This window comes from Fibrella musci, from assembly GCF_041321105.1.
GTDB classification, from domain to species: domain Bacteria; phylum Bacteroidota; class Bacteroidia; order Cytophagales; family Spirosomataceae; genus Fibrella; species Fibrella musci.
Genome location: NZ_JBGGWD010000003.1, coordinates 666596 through 683579, shown reverse-complemented (window position 1 = coordinate 683579; position 16984 = coordinate 666596). Strand labels below are relative to the sequence as shown.

13 protein-coding genes are annotated in these 16984 nt (G+C 57.0%); 6 read left to right on the top strand and 7 right to left on the bottom strand.

Annotated features, from left to right (window positions below; translation table 11 throughout):
- Nucleotides 1–25 precede the first annotated feature (25 nt).
- On the bottom strand, nucleotides 26–1567 hold the full coding sequence (locus ACAW74_RS12760) for a DUF4127 family protein (protein ID WP_370698582.1): 1542 nt from the start codon (nucleotides 1565–1567) through the stop codon (nucleotides 26–28).
- 193 nt (nucleotides 1568–1760) lie between these two features.
- Between ACAW74_RS12760 and ACAW74_RS12755 the strand changes: the two genes are divergently transcribed.
- The 4 genes from ACAW74_RS12755 (at nucleotide 1761) to ACAW74_RS12740 (ending at nucleotide 9085) form a co-directional block, all read left to right on the top strand.
- On the top strand, nucleotides 1761–4790 hold the full coding sequence (locus ACAW74_RS12755) for a SusC/RagA family TonB-linked outer membrane protein (RefSeq protein WP_370698581.1): 3030 nt from the start codon (nucleotides 1761–1763) through the stop codon (nucleotides 4788–4790).
- Between the two features lie 8 nt (nucleotides 4791–4798).
- Entirely contained in the window at nucleotides 4799–6574 is a 1776-nt protein-coding gene (locus ACAW74_RS12750; protein WP_370698580.1) for a RagB/SusD family nutrient uptake outer membrane protein, read from the top strand.
- A gap of 79 nt (nucleotides 6575–6653) precedes the next feature.
- Nucleotides 6654–7790, top strand: coding sequence for a glycoside hydrolase family 10-like protein (locus ACAW74_RS12745; protein WP_370698579.1), 1137 nt, complete (start codon nucleotides 6654–6656; stop codon nucleotides 7788–7790).
- 89 nt (nucleotides 7791–7879) lie between these two features.
- Nucleotides 7880–9085, top strand: a complete 1206-nt coding sequence (locus ACAW74_RS12740) for a n-acyl-d-glucosamine 2-epimerase (RefSeq protein WP_370698578.1) — start codon at nucleotides 7880–7882, stop codon at nucleotides 9083–9085.
- A gap of 30 nt (nucleotides 9086–9115) precedes the next feature.
- On the opposite strand, the gene ACAW74_RS12735 is transcribed toward ACAW74_RS12740, so the two are convergent.
- Both ACAW74_RS12735 and ACAW74_RS12730 read right to left on the bottom strand, forming a co-directional pair.
- Nucleotides 9116–10234, bottom strand: a complete 1119-nt coding sequence (locus ACAW74_RS12735; RefSeq protein ID WP_370698577.1) for a Zn-dependent alcohol dehydrogenase — start codon at nucleotides 10232–10234, stop codon at nucleotides 9116–9118.
- Nucleotides 10235–10333: 99 nt separating this feature from the next.
- On the bottom strand, nucleotides 10334–11233 hold the full coding sequence (locus ACAW74_RS12730; protein WP_370698576.1) for a DUF2911 domain-containing protein: 900 nt from the start codon (nucleotides 11231–11233) through the stop codon (nucleotides 10334–10336).
- Between the two features lie 51 nt (nucleotides 11234–11284).
- Between ACAW74_RS12730 and ACAW74_RS12725 the strand changes: the two genes are divergently transcribed.
- Both ACAW74_RS12725 and ACAW74_RS12720 read left to right on the top strand, forming a co-directional pair.
- The gene (locus ACAW74_RS12725) at nucleotides 11285–11845 is read left to right on the top strand and encodes an NUDIX hydrolase (protein ID WP_370698575.1); all 561 of its coding nucleotides are present in this window, start codon (nucleotides 11285–11287) and stop codon (nucleotides 11843–11845) included.
- Nucleotides 11846–11907: 62 nt separating this feature from the next.
- Nucleotides 11908–12309 (top strand): hypothetical protein, encoded by a 402-nt coding sequence (locus tag ACAW74_RS12720; protein WP_370698574.1) that lies wholly within the window; start codon nucleotides 11908–11910, stop codon nucleotides 12307–12309.
- 6 nt (nucleotides 12310–12315) lie between these two features.
- On the opposite strand, the gene ACAW74_RS12715 is transcribed toward ACAW74_RS12720, so the two are convergent.
- The 4 genes from ACAW74_RS12715 to ACAW74_RS12700 are packed head-to-tail and all read right to left on the bottom strand — an operon-like array spanning nucleotide 12316 to nucleotide 16941.
- Nucleotides 12316–12843: an O-acetyl-ADP-ribose deacetylase gene (locus ACAW74_RS12715; protein WP_370698573.1), complete on the bottom strand. Its 528-nt coding sequence runs from the start codon at nucleotides 12841–12843 to the stop codon at nucleotides 12316–12318.
- Nucleotides 12840–14597: a hypothetical protein gene (locus ACAW74_RS12710; RefSeq protein ID WP_370698572.1), complete on the bottom strand. Its 1758-nt coding sequence runs from the start codon at nucleotides 14595–14597 to the stop codon at nucleotides 12840–12842. Before ACAW74_RS12710 ends, ACAW74_RS12715 begins: the two co-directional genes overlap by 4 nt.
- Before the next feature lie 24 nt (nucleotides 14598–14621).
- Nucleotides 14622–16265 carry a S8 family serine peptidase gene (locus tag ACAW74_RS12705; RefSeq protein ID WP_370698571.1) on the bottom strand — a complete coding sequence of 548 codons (1644 nt, stop codon included), beginning with the start codon at nucleotides 16263–16265 and terminating at the stop codon, nucleotides 14622–14624.
- Nucleotides 16252–16941, bottom strand: a complete 690-nt coding sequence (locus ACAW74_RS12700; protein WP_370698570.1) for a hypothetical protein — start codon at nucleotides 16939–16941, stop codon at nucleotides 16252–16254. Before ACAW74_RS12700 ends, ACAW74_RS12705 begins: the two co-directional genes overlap by 14 nt.
- Between the last annotated feature and the right edge of the window lie 43 nt (nucleotides 16942–16984).

Here is a 16984-nt window from a genome sequence, read left to right as displayed (position 1 = left end):
GACAAACGCGGCCTATTTGGTATGGTCACGGGCGGACGGTTACGTCGAAATCGATTTCGGCTTCGAAGGTGCGGTTCCAGGGCAGGCTGAAGCGCAGGTTTGTGAGGGAGCACTGTCGGCCGCTGGCTGTTGAGAAAAACCCGGCGGCGACCTCGCTGGCAATGGGAGCTAGCTCCTGCTGGCAATAGGCTTCTATCGATGTTGTCTGTTCATCGGTAAGCCGGTAGGGATTCCACTGGTTGGCGCGGCAGCGCTTGTTGGCATTGGGCCGGATAATGGAGTGATAGGTGTAATCGTCGAGCAGCCGGTTCAGCATAAACCACACCTGCGCCCGCTGCATACGGCCGATCGCCGCCCTGTTCTGTTTGGCTACCACGCGCGACACGCCCGCCAGAATGCCGTGGGGGAGGGCCGTGCCGATGGTGTTGCCCGCCGTATTCCAGCAGGCATACCCATACGCCCGATCAAAGATCGACGCTTTTTTGAGGGCTTCCGTAAACGGAATGTCGCCGCCCTGCACATCGCCTTTGGGGTCCACATCGGCGATGATCAGGCCTTTGGCCGGGCTGTTGATAATCTGGCTGGCAAACTGCTGTGCGCTGCCGGGAGTAAAGCGCGACGCAAACACATAATACAGTAGATCAGCCTTTTGAGCGTCGGTTACCTCCTGCGCCCCCACGGCGTTCAGGTGAAAACTGACGGTCTGCCGGAGGGGCCGGTCTTCGTAGGGCATGATCGTGTTAGCGGCTGTATCAGACGAATAAATCGCCTTGATACGCGGATGATACCCATATAGGTCAGCGACAGCACGGGCCAGCAGGAGCATCGATACTTCGTCGGCGCCCGGTTGAATCGCTACCCGCGTGGTCAGTTTAGCCTGCTGAACGGTCGTGGTCAGCGTCTCGCGGTCGCGGATGTGAACGCCCTTTGGTTTGGCGTCGTCCTGCGAGACAATCAGGAAATCAAACACCTTCTCGTTGGCCAGTTGAACCGCCGCCTGGTTGACGCGCAGGTTACGCGCTCGCGCCTGTTTGTAGTCGGTCAGGGCCGTGGCGGGGATATCCGCTTCGAGTTGCCGGGTCAGTTCCTGCTGAGAGGGGTCGGGCGAGACCTCGGCCCATTTGGCTAATTTCTCCCGGTAGCTTTCGTTCTTCCCGTCGGCGGTTGGTGCCAGGCGCATAATCACGCTGGAGCCGTAAATCTTCAGGGCAGGGGCTTTCCGGCGCAACTCACGAATCACCGCAATGCGTTTCAGCGCTTCGTTTTCGGCGACACCATGAACGCGCGACCCCACCAGTCCCCCGTAGGCAAGCATATCGACCGAGATAATGGCCGCGTCGAAGCGGGTCAGTGGCTGGGTACGTAGCCAGCGGATAAGCTCATCGGACTTCCCCACCTCCGTGAACCGGCCGAGTAGCGCGCGCGGAGGCGTCACTACGTCGACATCGCCAATCTTGCCCATCTGCACCGGAAACTGCAAACAGGGCGGTCGGTCGTCAAGCGGAATCAGCAAAATACGGGCTGTGGCCTGTGCGTCAGCGGGGGGGCTGGCTAGCAGGGTGTACAAAAGGCTTAAACACAGCAAAAACCACCGGAGCATGATAAAAGACGGGTTTTGGGGGGATGGACGAAACAAAAGTCTGAATAAATCAGCGCTATCCAAATTAACTTTAATAAAAATTTTATAAAAGTTTTAGTAATTTATTTAAAAAGGCTAGGTTTGTGCATCATCCAGATACTAGTCCTTTCCGTTTAATCCTATGAAACAAGTTGTACTACTCTTCCTGCTGACGTTAGGCTGGACCTCGGCAATGGCGCAGTCGATCGCCATCAAAGGGAAAATCATTGACGGCGACACTCGCGAAGCCGTCGTTGGCGCTAACGTCGCCGTAAAAGGCACCAACAAAGGCACCTCCACCGATGCCAATGGTGCTTTCTCGCTCGCTGTCGACAAAGGCGCTACGTTGATCGTGTCCAGCATTGGTTACGACAACGCCGAGGTCGCCGCTACCGAAGATTTGGCCATTACCCTCAAACCCAACGACCGCACCCTGTCGGAAGTGGTGGTAGTGGGCTATGGCGTCCAGAAAAAAGCGAACCTGACCGGGGCGGTCACCCAACTCAAGTCGACCGACCTGCTGAAACGGCAAGTGGGCACCACCAGCAACCTGTTGCAGGGCCTGGCACCGGGCGTATCGGTGTTTCAGGGGTCGGGTAAACCCGGCGCCGACTCGCCCACCATTCGGATTCGGGGTATTGGCTCTATTTTTTCCAGCCAGGCTCCGCTGATTCTTATTGATGGGGTCGTGTCGAGCCTCGACAATGTGGATGCCAATGCTATCGAAAGCATTACGGTGCTGAAAGATGCCGCCTCGACGGCCATCTACGGCTCACGGGCGGCCAACGGCGTGGTGCTCGTCAGAACTAAGCGGGGCGGCACGAACGGAGTCAAGGTTGGCTATAACGTCTTCGTAACGAAGCAGGAGGCGACCAATATTCCCGAGAAAGTGAGCGCCGTGGAGCACATGGAACTGAGCAACGTGGCGCAGCGCAACCAGACGGGCAATCCCAATGCGTTTGTGTTTTCGCAGGCGCTGATCGACAAGTACAAGAGCACCGCCCCCGACAACCTGGAGGTGTTTAACAACGACTGGGTGAAACTGCTGCTGACCAACAGTGGCCTGATGCAGAACCACAACCTGACGGTCGAAGCGGGCAGCGAAAAAGCGAGCCTCTTTGCCTCTGTGTCGTACCTGAACCAACAGGGGCTGATCCCGAACAACAGCTACAACCGGTTCGACCTGCGTCTGAACCCCGACATCCGGTTCAACGACAAACTCCGGCTCACGTCGGTGCTGTTCTTCAACCAGTCGACCCGGACGGAACCCGCTGGCGGTAGCCCCGAATTCATTATCCGGCAGGCGATTGGTCTGCCCGCCACGGGGCCGGCCAAGTTTGGCGATGGCATGTATGGCGACGCGGGGCAATCGAACCGGCGTAACCCGCTGGGGCAGGCCGAGTCGAGCGGTCTGTTGCAGGTAACCACGCCTAGTTTTCTGGGAAAGGCGTCGTTTATCTACACGCCCGTCAAGGCACTGGAAATTGAAGCGAGTGCCGCGCGGGAGCAGTGGTATCCCAACACGAAGCGGTTCCAGAAAAACTACAACGTATATGCGCCCAATATCGCCAACAAGTCCTACGATCTGGTAGCGCCCTATCCCGGCACCAATGCGCTCTCGGAAAGCTACTCGACCAACTACCGGACAACGTACCTGGCGCAGGCTACCTATACGTACCGCGATACCAAAAACGAAGCAAAGCTGCTTGTGGGCGCTCAGTCGGAGGAAGGCGTTACCCGCAGCCTGGGGGCCTCGCGCTCTGATTTTATCAACGAAGAATTGCCCTATCTCTCACTGGGCGGCGCCAACCGCGACAATTCCGGCGGGGCCAATGAATATGCGCTGGCCGGTTTCTATGGTCGTTTGAACTACGCGTTTCAGGACAAATACCTGCTCGAAATAAACGGCCGCTACGATGGCTCGTCGCGATTCGCTCAGGCGCTCGACAAGCAGTGGGGCTTCTTCCCGTCGGCCTCGGCTGGCTGGGTGTTCAGCAACGAGAAATTCTTCTCGGGCCTGAGTTCGGTGATTTCCTTCGCCAAAGTCCGGGCTTCCTATGGCACGCTGGGCAATCAGGGCGTACCTGAGCTATACCCGTTTGCCGGTACGTATGCCTCGGGCAACGACTATTATTTCAACAATACCATCAACCAGGGTCTGGCACTGACGGATGCCGTTAATGCGGGCACCACCTGGGAACAATCGACGCAGTTCGACGTAGGGGTCGATTTTCAGTTGCTCAAAGGCCTGAGCATCACGGCTGACTATTACGTCCGCAAGATCTCGGATATTCTGATGCGCCGCCCAATTCCGGGCTACGTGGGCCTGAATCCGGCCCTGCTGAACCTGGGTAAAATGGAAAACCGGGGCTGGGAACTATCGGCTACATACCGCAACCGCATCGGTGGGCTGCGCTACGACGTAACGGGCGTGCTGTCTGACGTACAGAACAAAGTAACCGAGCTGCCGGGCGTGCCATACATCGACGAAGGGCTGCTGCGCTCGGCCGAGGGCTACCCGCTGCGGTCGTATTTTGGGTATCAGGCCGTTGGTTATTTTCAATCGAAAGAAGAGATCGCGTCTAGCCCGACGCATTTCTTCACGCCCGCTCCCGGCGATATTAAGTATGCCGACCTGAACGGGGATGGCAAAGTGAACGCCGACGACCGGACCTTTATCGGCAACAACTTCCCCCGCTACGAGTACAGCATCAACGCCAACCTGTCGTATGGCATTTTCGACCTGAACCTGTTTGGGCAGGGCGTGGGCCGGAAAGAAAACTACATCTCGGGCACGGGGGCCTGGCCCTTCTTCGCTGGGGATTTCATTCCGTCGCTGCTGGCGATTCACAAGGATTACTGGACGCCCGAAAACCCCAACGCTACGTTTCCGCGCCTGCTCCCTGCCATTGGCGTCAACGGAACGAACTCGTCGTTCTGGGTGAAAAATTCGGCCTACTTCCGCCTCAAAAACGTGAACCTGGGTGTGCAGATGCCCCAAACCTTGACCAATAAGCTGGGGATCGGGTCGGCTCGCCTGTATGTGAGCGCGCAGAACCTGTTCACCATCACACCGTTCTGGAAAGGTTTCGATCCGGAGATCAACAACAACACGGCGGAGTTTTACCCGCTCATCAAAACCTACACCATCGGCCTGAACCTGAAATTCTGAACATCGCCATGAAAAAGACATTCCCGATTATCGCGCTGGCCCTGTTGGCACTTGGTTGTAAGGATTTCCTGGACCGCCAGCCGCTGGATACCCCCTCAAGCGCCACGTTTTACGCCAACGAAGCCGAAATTCGCATCGGCCTGACGGGTGTTTACAACGCCGCCTTCTGGAACAGCCGGGGCAACGTACCTGACTTGAAACGCGTTGAGGGCACCACCGACCTTATTATCTCCCGGAAAACCGACCCCGAAGCACTCGTGGCGATGGGCAACCAGGGGCCGTTTGTGATTGGTAACGCTATGTCGGAAACGGGCTGGCAGCAGGGCTATCGACTCATCGCTCGCGCCAACGACCTGCTCGAAGGCATGAAACGGGGGCAGGCGCAAACCAGCCCCACCGGCTATGCCCGGATGCGGGGCGAAGCGCTGACGCTGCGGGCCTGGGCCTACCTGAACCTGATAACTTGGTATGGCGATGTGGTCTACTACACCCAGCCGCTTCAGCCCGATCAGTACGAAACGCAGGCCCAAAGCTCGAAGGAAGAGATTGCCAAAGCGCTCTACAAAGACCTCGACGAGGCCTATGCCGGGCTGGAACTCAACCCCGCCGAACGGGGCCGGATGAGCAAACACATGGCGCTGGGCATCAAAGCCCGGCTGGCCATGCTCATCAAAGATTATGCGACGGCTGCCGAGGCGACCAACACCATCATCAAAAGCGGCAACCACAGCCTGAACCCCAACTATCAGGCGCTGTTTACACTAGCCGGACAAACCGCCAACGCGGGCCGGGAGGTGATGGGGCAGATGATGTACCCCGCCGAAAACCCGAACATTGCCTCGTGGCAGGTGGTGGGCTACACGCCGCGCCAGACACTGGGTGCCCAGAGCAACAACTTCCCGACGCAGGCGATGGTCGACAAGTTTGAATGCATCGACGGAAAACGCATCGACGAATCGCCGCTGTACGACCCCGCCAATCCCAGCCGTAACCGGGATCGCCGCCTCCGCTGGACCCTCTACATGCCGGGCGATACCATCGAGGTCAGAATGGTGAAAACGGCCAGTCTGCCCTACCAGAACCCCAATCAGCGGTTTATCTACAATATCCACACCGACCAGATTTTTCGCTACAACTGGAATACACAGAAGTACGATGTCGTCAACGGCAACCCTGACTTCGTGACCTCGTCCAACAGCGTGTGGCAGTTCGGCGCTACGGGGGCCGTGGGTGGTGTTGGGTACGTCTGGCGTAAGTACAATGACCCCGACCAGTATGCCTGGGAACTGAAAACGCCGTTTATCCTGATGCGTTACGCCGAAATGCTACTGACGTATGCCGAAGCCAAAATTGAACTGAACCAGATCGACGCATCGGTGACGGATGCCATCAACGCCGTTCGTCGGCGGGCAGGCCAGCCGGCTGCTACGGTCTCTGATCAGGCCAAGCTTCGGCAGTTGGTACGCCGGGAGCGGGCCGTTGAATTTGCGACCGAGGGCCTGCGCCTGTTCGATATTCGGCGCTGGGGCATCGTGAAAGAAGCGCTGAACGGTCCCATCGTCGGCGCAGCCCTGAACCCGGCCAACGTACCTGCCGTCCCGACGTTTGGCGCCAAAGGATCGGTGCAGGACCTGAACGACATCCCAGATTACTCAGCTAGCGTAGCCCAGCGCATCAAGAGCCGGAACGAAACCCGCGTCAACGTCGACAAGCACGCGCTCTGGCCAATCCCGCAGGGTGAGCTGGATAAGAACAAAGGCCTCAAGCAGAATCTGGGCTGGTAGTGCCCGTGTGCCGGGGAATTAGCCGCAAGTTCCTGATAACAAGTAGAGACAGCTAACGACAATGTATTACTCAACTTTAATGCGTAAACGCTTTCTTCTCAGTCTGTTGTGTGTCCTGCCTGTCCTGTTGGGGCAGTGCAGGCACGCAACGTCCCCGCCGCCTCGCACCGATCCGCCCATTTCCAGGTACGTTCGGGGCGTCTGGCTCACTAATGTAGGTAGTCAGGTGCTGGGTACGTCGACCGGTATTCGCGAGGCTGTAAAAACCTGTCGACAGAGCGGCATCAACCACATCTTCGTGGTCATGTGGAACAAAGGCCGGACCTTGTACCCGTCGGCGGTAATGAAAAACACCTTCGGGATTGAAATTGACGAAACGTTACGGGGCCGCGACCCGCTCCGTGAACTAATCGACGCGGCCCACGCCGATTCGATCAAGGTCTATGCCTGGATGGAATATGGTTTTGCCGCCGAAAACAACGGCTTCGGTGAACATATCCTGCGCCTGAAACCCCAATGGGCCGCCCTTGGGCAAGATGGCAACGTCATGGTGAAGAATGGCTTCAAATGGATGAACGCCCTCGACCCGGAGGTGCAGAATTTCATGCTATCGCTGTTGAAAGAAGTAGCGACCAACTACCCTGACCTCGACGGTATTCAGGGCGACGACCGCCTGCCGGCCCTGCCCACCGAATGCGGCTACAACCCGGCGATTCTGGCGGCTTACAAGCAGGAAACGGGCGGCTCGGTGCCCTCCGATCATAAGACAGACCTCAACTGGGTAAACTGGCGGGCCAATCGGCTTACTCTGTTTGCTAAACGGCTTTATACCGAGCTGAAAGCCATTCGCCCTAAGCTACAGATTGCCATGGCGCCCAGTATCTACCCTTTTGCCAAAACGGAGTATCTGCAAGACTGGCCAACCTGGGTGCAGAACGGCTGGGTCGATCTGATTTCCCCGCAGATCTATCGCTACAACATCGACGCCTACCGCACTGAGCTGACCAAGATCCTCACGCAACAACTGCCGGCCAACAAGCGGAGTCTGCTGGTGCCGGGTGTGCTACTCAAGGTCGGGAGTTACAAGCCCGACGAGAGTTTTTTGCAGGCCATGATCAGCGAAAACCGGCGTCAACAGCTCAATGGCGAAATCTTTTTCTACTACGAAGGGCTAACCGAACAGCCCAGCTTTTTCAAAACCTATTCTACGAATTGATTGCGTGGATACAGTATACTACGTGACGATGGCCATTATCTTTCGCCTGATTGTCTCCGTTGCATATCCACCCTCCCCGATTTATGCTCATGACTGATTTAGACCAGTTTGCCGACCTCTATAAGCGCGAGTTACTATCCAATATTATTCCCTTCTGGCAGACCTATTCGGTCGATACTGAGCAGGGTGGCTTTTTTACCTGCCTGAATCGCGATGGCTCCGTGTTCGATACCGATAAGTTTATGTGGTTGCAGGGGCGTCAGGTCTGGACGTTTGCCATGCTCTACAATCGGCTCAGCCCGAAAGCCGAATGGCTCGATATGGCGCTCCACGGGGCTGATTTTATGGAAAAGCACGGTCGGGCTGACGACGGAAACTGGTACTTTTCGACCACCCGCGCGGGCAAACCGCTGGTGCAGCCGTACAACATTTTCTCCGACTGCTTTGCCACGATGGGCTTCGGGCAATTGTACAAAGCCACCAACGAGCCCCGCCACGCCGACATCGCTCAGGCTACGTTTCAGCGCATTCTCGACCGGCGACATAACCCCAAGCGACATTGGGATAAAAGCGTGGAAGGCACCCGCCCGCTGAAGAATTTTGCGCTACCAATGATTCTCTGCAACCTGTCGCTCGAACTGGAACACCTGCTGGATGCGTCGCTGGTTAATAACCTGATCGACGAGTGTATCCACGAAGTGATGGAAGTTTTCTACGACGAGTCGCTGGGACTAATCCGCGAAAACGTCTCGCCCGACGGCTCGGTGGTTGATAGTTTCGAAGGGCGGCACCTCAACCCCGGCCATGCCATCGAGGCCATGTGGTTTATCATGGATCTGGGCGAACGGCTCAATAACCGTCAGCTCATCGAGAAAGCCAAAGACCTGACGCTCCAACACCTCGACTACGGCTGGGATCCGGTTCATGGGGGGATCTTTTATTTTCTCGACAGTAAAGGCTACCCCTCACAGCATCTGGAATGGGATCAGAAACTCTGGTGGGTACACGTCGAAACGCTGGTGGCGTTGCTGAAAGGCTATCAGTTCACGGGCGACGAACGCTGCCTGACCTGGTTCAAAAAAGTACACGACTATACCTTCAGCCATTTCCGCGATGCCGAATACGGGGAATGGTTTGGCTACCTCAACCGGCAGGGCGAGGTGCTGCTGCCCCTGAAAGGCGGCAAGTGGAAGGGCTGTTTTCACATTCCCCGCGCCCTGTATCAATGCTGGCAGGTGCTGGAGAAACTGGAAAAAAACGCCGTTGGCAACGGTACGTTAGCTGCCAACACGTAAGGATAGTCGCTGTGTCGCCTGCGTGGCTGGTCAGTCGTTGTTGAGCAGAATAACGCCTTTGGCATTCCGGCCCGCGAGCATATCGGCAAAGGCGTCGCCCAACTGATCGAGCGTGTAGGTGCGGGTAACGAGTTCGTCCAGCAGCAGATCGCCCTTCTGGTAGAGACGTTGCAGAATCGGGAAATCGATGTCGGGTCGGCATTGGCCGTAGAGTGGGTTGATGTAGACCTTATCCCACTCGAAGAGGTTCATGTCGATGCTGATTTCCTGCTCGATACCGCTTACCTGACAGGCAATTCCCGCGTTGCGGATCATGGCTAGCGGCGCCGCGCCCAGCGCCGGGATCGCCGTGCATTCAAAGGCGTAGTCGGCACCGCGGCCGTTGGTCAGGGCCTTTACCTGCTGAGCAGCCTGCAACAGCCCCACGTCGGCGCGATCGGCCAGCAGGGTGTGCGTAGCGCCGTAGCGGCGGGCCATGTCGAGGCGATTGGCGTTGACGTCGATGGCAATGATCTGCCCCGCTCCGGCGATGCGCGCCCCCTGAATCACGTTGAGGCCCACGCCGCCCGTGCCGAGCACGACCACACTGCGCCCCGGTTTCACCTTCGCCGCGTTGACCACTGAGCCGTAGCCCGTCATGACGCCGCAGCCCACAATGGCGGCCGATGCAAAGGGAATATCCACCGTAATCTTCACCGCCGCGGCTTCGCGCACCACAGTCTGCTCCGACAACGTACCCAGACTAAACGACCGCTCGATGGGCTGGCCGCGCCACTGGGTACGTTCCGGAGCGGCATGGCCACCGCTCGCCCGGTTGCCGCTCGTAACCGGCGAATTCACTTCGCAAATGTGCTGATTGCCTTCCAGGCACTGAAAGCACGTACCGCACGGAATGGCCCAGTTGAGCATTACAGCATCGCCCACCCGGAAGCGCGTCACCAGCGGCCCTACGTCCTGCACAATGCCGGCCCCTTCGTGCCCCATCACCAGCGCCTTGCCCCACGATTGCGAGTCCCAGTCGGTGTGGCAAAGGCCCGCGGCTTTAAGGAGTACCCGGATCTCATCGCCCTGTGGCTCGTGTACAGTGATGGTGTCGATCTGGAAGCGGCCAGTGCCGTCGGTGATGGCGGCTTTAACGGAATAGGACATGGCGGTGGTTTGGCTAACGAAACAAACAGGCTGATAACGACAAAAGCCCGCCAAAAATGGACGGGCTTTCGCGGAAAAGAATGCACTATTCTGACCAGATCAGGCCTTTTTCTTGCCTTTACCTTTGGCGGGCATAGCCACGGGCATTTTGGCCTGATAGTCGGTGACGCCTTTGGCAATGGCATCTTTAAAGAACGGGAACGCGGCGTCGCCCGAGGTTTCGCCCATTGCCAGCGCTTTTTGAGCTACGGGCAGCGCTTCGGCATACTTACCCATTTTGCCCAGCAACTGCGCTTTCACCCACAGGTTGCGGTAGTTCTCTTTCTGAGCAATGGCTTTATCGACATACGCCAGCGACTCTTCCAGTTTGCGACCTTTCGAGAGGTTGTAGTTGGCGGCGGCCAATAGCGTACCGGCATCATCGGGTTTTTCGGCAACGGCCTTGTCAATGCCCGCCATAGCCAGAGCCGTCGTGTTGACGCCGAGGTTAGCCGACGCTTTTACGTCAGCCCACATGATGTCCATGGTGGCGGTGCTGTCGGTGACGTTGTTGATTCCGATGGTGAACGTTTCCACCTTTTCGCCCAGTTTGCTCGGCGTCATGCTTACGCGCAGGGCATCTTCTTCCTGCTTGTAGGTTTGCTCGGTTACACCTGCGTTTTTAGTGAAAATAAGGATCCACTTATCGGCCGCGGGGATCGACATGATGGCGTAGGTGCCAGCCGGCAGGGTCTGGCCATCGATGGTCAGGTCGGTCGAGGTGGTGAAAGCGGTGGCGCCGTTGGCACCCGTCCGCCACACTTTGCCCATTGGCACAAAGGCGTCGGTGAAGGGTGTGCGGCCTTTCAGGCTGGGGCGTGAGTACTTAACGGTGAGGTCGGTAATACCAACGGTTTGCATGATGGTGGCACCTGGGCTGGGTGAGGGCAATTTCACCTGAGCTGTAGCAAGTTGCACCGACAGCAGCAGACCAACAGCCGAGAGCATCATTTTTTTCATGATACGAGGGGTTTTTAGACGTTGTTTGGGTGCGAAATTGGGTAAAAAAAGATGCACCGCCAACCGCTCCTTCAACTACTACGCCAACATACCCCGGCCGACGCCAATGAAGCCGCCATGACGGCCCAGACCATTGCCTTCGTGGAGGCCAATCCCGAGTGCTTCGAACGTTCCCTGCTGATCGGACACATTACAGGGTCGGCCTGGATTCTGTCGTCGAATCCATCCGTTACCAACGTACCTGGCGAGCCCAAAGCCTTACTGATTCACCATCGCAAACTCGACCGGTGGTTTCAGCCCGGTGGCCATGCCGATGGTAACCCCAACGTGGAGGCGGTGGCCCGGCAGGAGGCCGAGGAAGAAGTTGGCCTCGCCGACCTGCGATTAGCCAGCCCGCAGATCTTCGACGTCGACGTACACCCGATTCCGGCCCGCGGTAACATTCCGGCTCATTTACACTACGATATCCGCTTCCAATATTTTTCTAATGACCAAATTTTACTTGGTGAAAACAGGGAAGTGAAAAATACCCAATGGGTTACACTGGATGAGGCCGAACGTTTGGCGGATTCTGAATCAATTAGCAGAATGGTTAGAAAAAGTAGGATTTAAGCCGTCAACTCTGTGGTCGTTTTTTAGGTTTTACCTTTAGAATAACAAAACCACAGAACGATATGAAACTGGTATTCTCACTGCTGGCTGGCCTTGGTCTGCTGGCCTGCGGCAACGATACGTCGGCGCAGGACGATGCCAAACTCCGCAACGATCCCACCTATTCGACGCATAACTACAAGCACCCTAACAAGGCGGCTGCGGCCCGGCGTTGGGAAGGCGATAAGGGCGTTGAGGTGAGGCCCCCTTATGGATCCGCCAACCGGCAGGCCAACTACAAAAATCAGGCGCCCAACCAACTGCCTTCGGGTGGTGTCACGGTTGATCATGTGACTGATGAGCAGCTGGCGAACCGGAATTACAAGGCTCAGAATCAGAAGCTGCGGTCTACTGAATCGAGCGAGAGCGAAGTGGCCCGCAAACGGGAGAAAGCGCCCAAGAGCGGTTCAACGATGGGTGAGTAAACGGGGCTACAGCTTGGCCAACGCCTGTGCATATAAGGTGTAATTGTCAGCATCGAAGCAGACAAAATACACTTTCTCAATAGATTGGTTAGTTTCCAGGAAGCCTGCTACGGTGCGAATCGCCACCTGGCAGGCTTCTTCTTTTGGGTATCCATAAATACCCGTGCTGATATTCGGGAAGGCGATCGTTTTCAGGTCATGCTGGACCGCCACCTCCAGCGAGCGTTGGTAACAGCTTGCCAGCAGGGTCGGCTCGTTTAGGTGCCCACCGTTCCAGAGCGGGCCTACCGTGTGGATAACGTACCTGGCTGGCAGGCGGTACCCTTTTGTGAGCTTGGCGTTGCCGGTTTTACAGCCACCCAGTAAGCGGCATTCCTGCACCAATTCGGGGCCCGCTGCCCGATGAATGGCTCCATCAACCCCTCCGCCACCGAGTAAACTGCTGTTGGCTGCATTGACGATAGCATCTACTGCCAGTTTGGTGATGTCGCCCTGTTGCAGCTCAATCGTAGCGTGTTGGTAGGTGAAGGTCATAAGTGCGCCAAAGCGGGAGACTGATAGAGGTAGAAGGCTGGCCAGTAGGCTTCGGTCCAGAAAATACGGGCGGGTTGCCGGTTGGGCAGTACCTCGTAGGTAATCAGGTAATCGTACTGCCCTTTATCGAAATCGGCCATGGCGGTGGATTTATCGATAAAGTAATTGACAAAGCCAGGATAGTCGGTGTACACAAAGGCATCCGGGAAACGGCCTGCCGGCGTGTAGCGGGTCAGAATTTGCCGTTGTAGCACCGCCAGTCGTTCGTCTTCTGATAACGTAGCTACCATGGCAACAGGTACGTCCCCCTCAACCTTCCCACCCAACTGCCGCTTGTATTTAACCTGAGTCAGCTTCATATCCTGAATATGGGCCAGTTCGCGGGCCAGGGTTTTCTGGCTGCGCGGGGCCACGTTATCGAAGATGGGGTCGATGAGCACTCGCTTCGTGTCGGGGAGGGTTTTCAGGTACGTTACTACGTCCCACATAGGATTGCTGACAAACGAGGCCTTTACTAGCGCCCAGCCTTCGTAGGCGTTAGACGCTACGTACAAGGCTAATAACCCATATACCACCCATGCCCGATTTGTGGTGCGGAACAGCCAATACAGGCCATACAGCAGCGGGAAAAAAGCCAGGCACCTAATCGGCAGCGTATGGGTATGGTAGATAGTCGAAGCGTGAAAGATGGTGACCGTCAGGAACAACAGGTTCCCTAGCAGCAAGGCCGCTATGCCTCGTTTCGGGTAAAACCGCCAGAACGCCACACAACCCACTACAACCAGCAGCCCCTGCCAGACGGTGGGGTTCCCCACCACACTGTCGCGGATGTATGTCCAGTTGAAATAGGTCGGCTGCGGGGCACCGCCTACTTTCATGAGCATTCCGCCCAAAAAGGCTTTCAGCACCACAAAACTGTCGGTAAACAGGAACGGCATGGCGAGGAGCGTACAGAGCAGCAGCGCAGCCAGAACGCCCGCTGCCCGCCGCCAGCTAAAGCCCATTTGCATGAGTAAGCCGCCCAGCAGAAACGGAAACGTAAACACAAAGAGCAGTCGTTGGCTGATCATAAGCGCCATCACACCCAACACCACCAGCGGCAGACGCCATGATCCTTCGCGAAAGTCACCCAGCAGTACCAGCAGACTGGCCACCGCAAACAGCGCATAGGCCAGCGCCTCGGGCCGTACAACGGGGGCACCAGCCAGCACGTCGAAGGATAAACACAAGAGCACTACCAGCGGAAAACGCATGGCGCGGGGCAGCAGCACCACTTGACTTTGGTAGATGATCCGGATGCACCAGAAAAGCAGGCCAAAGACCAGCAGAAGCTGTACCGTACGGCCGGCTACCAGCAGCGGCACCCGATCGGTGAGGTAGTTGTAGACGGTTTTGTCGACGATGCCGAACGCATCAATGGGAGAAAGATGCCCAGCTGCGGCTGCGGTCAGCAGGTTCAGGCCGCATTGGCCAATGGCGAGCAGATAAAAGACCAGCACCATGGGAATACCCGGCCAGTCGAGACAGCGGGGCGTGGCGCCATAGAGCATAAACACGCCTGAGTCGGCAATAAACTGTTCGTCAGTAGTGAAATAGCCGCTGAGTGGTGGTCGTATATAGCTAATAAACAGGGCGAAACCGAGCGAAATGGCAAAAGCCAGATAGCTCCAGCGTAGGGTAGCCGCCTCCGTTTGGCCATAAGGTGAATGGGAAAGGGCGGTAGGCTCAGATAAGGTTGGTGGAGATAGACGCATAAGCAAATATCACTGCGATTCTAGTTATAAGCGCATATATTTTACTGTCCGTGATTTTGTACTGGTTGTCATAGTAAGTAGATACAGGCCGCGCTCCATAAATGGAACGCTGAACGATTGACCAGATAGCAGGTGCTCCTGGTAAACGACTCGACCCGTCAGGTCGGCTATTTGGATGGTGGCTTCCTGGCCGGGGTCTGTTTCGCTCCAGAAGACATTGAGCGGATCGAGGCCACTAACAGGGTTTGGGTAAAGCGACACGGCAGGTGCATCGGCACCGTAGCGACGCCGGGCTACAACGGCGGCTCGCCCAAACGACGGTATGCCATAGCCGTAAAAATTGTTGGATGAATTGGCCTGAGAGCCCGACAGCCGGAGGCTTTCACGTACCTGAGCCGCCGTCAGCCGTGGGTGGGCCTGCCAGAAGCCCGTTGCCAATGCCGCTACCAGCGGCGACGAAAACGACGTGCCATTTCCACTAACGATGGTCCCGTTGGGCGAGCCAAGCACCGTACCAACGCCCAGCGCAACCAGATCGGGCTTTAGGCGGCCATTGGGCGTGGGGCCAACCGAACTAAAGCTGGCCAGCTGCTCGGTTCGGTCGATGGCACCGATGGATAAAATCGACGGGGAATCGGCCGGTGCACCGATGTATCGCCAGGCGTTGTTACCCTCGTTGCCTGCCGAATTAACGACCACGATGCCCGCTTCGCCCGCCCAGGTTGCTGCCCGGCTGACGATGGTTCGGGTGCCCGTCAGGTCGGCGTAGGTATGGTTATCGGCGGGGTTATCAAAGGTGGTGTAGCCCAGCGAGGAGTTGATCACATCGACGCCCACGCTATCGGCATATTCGGCTCCGAAAAGCCAGTATGCCTCTTCGACAGGATTTTCGGTGGCAGCTACCTCGGTTCGTAGCAGCACGTAAGAAGCTTTGAACGCCGGACCGTAGAACTGGTTGGGCAATTCACCCGCCATCACTGATAGCACATTGAGGCCGTGCGTGTCATCGTCGTAGACATCGGTCTCGCGGTCGGCAAAATCGTAGGTAGCTACAATTCGTTTTTCGGTAAACAGATTCTGTAGAAAAGGGACCTGATTGGCCCGCAGAAAGCCCGCATCCAGAATGCCCACGAGCATGCCTTCGCCCCGAAAGCCCTGTTCGTGCATCTGATCGACGCCCAATTGCCGGAGTTGAAAATCGGCCTGTCCGTAACTCGGTATTGTCTTGCCAAATTTCTGGGTACGTTGCTCACCGTCGGCCGCGGCATTCTGGCGGGCATTTACGTTGTTGAGTACCCGGCCCGTTTCCAGGCCCTGCACGTAGGGGAGTGCCAGCAACGTGGGTAGTAAAGCTGAATTGGCTTCGACCAGCGCCGCATTGAGCCACCGCGACGTGTAGAGCACCCGTGCGCCCGCCTGTCGCAGTCCCTGTACATAAGCTGGTGTGACGGGCAAATCGCGGCTGGTAATGGCGATACCCTGCCGTTGCCGCCGGGCTACCGATCGGGCCGATAAAAACTGCGTAGGCTGGCTGACGCTGAAGGGCGTGTTGGCCTTGTCCCGAAAAATAAGCAGATACTGACCAGGCCGTTGAGCCTGCATGGGGCGTGCGCCCAGCAGCAGCATAAGCAGCAACAACAAGCCACCCCAATACCTATTCCTTCCCATATGCAACCGCTCTGAATACCTGCCGAACCCCAAAATCGATCTGCGCTTTACCGAGGCAAGCCCCCGTTGAGCAATACTGCAACGCCACCCGCTCCTTGTAGACTAAGCCAATCTGTCGGGCATAGACTTCAACCCGTTTCGTGCGCGATACCAGCGTTGAATCGTCCTGTTGCACAACCTGCACCGTTTCGTCAAAAAGCCGACTGCCAACGGTATAAGGCTGACGTACCTGCCGGGCCTGATATAGGTCTTCGTCGAACGGATTGAACTGATTGCCGTTCCAGCGGTCGCGCTCCTGAACCGGAAATTGTAACTTCACGAAATCGGTGCCGTTTTCGGTGCGAATGGCAGCGCGGTCCGTGAGCCGGGCCGTCCAGAGCGAGTCGGGTGACCAGGTGCCCGAGGTCGTCGTTCGGCGATAGCGTTGCAGGCGATAGGCAGGTTGCCCCGTCACGTCGGTATAGCTGCTGCCAACGGTTTCCTTGAGCTGATAGGTGGTGGTCACAGGGGCCGCCGTCAGCGAATAGCGCTGCTCGGTTACGTCGTAAACGACAAACCGACCCGTTTCCAGCGGCATAAAATCCTGACCTACGCTGATGGGTTCTGTAGCCGATGGCGTACAGGCCAACGAAGCCATCGAGCCGAGGCCCACGACCAGAACAGACAAGTAACGCATACGGAAAATTAATGTATTTTCAGACTGATTGGGTCCGGTAGCT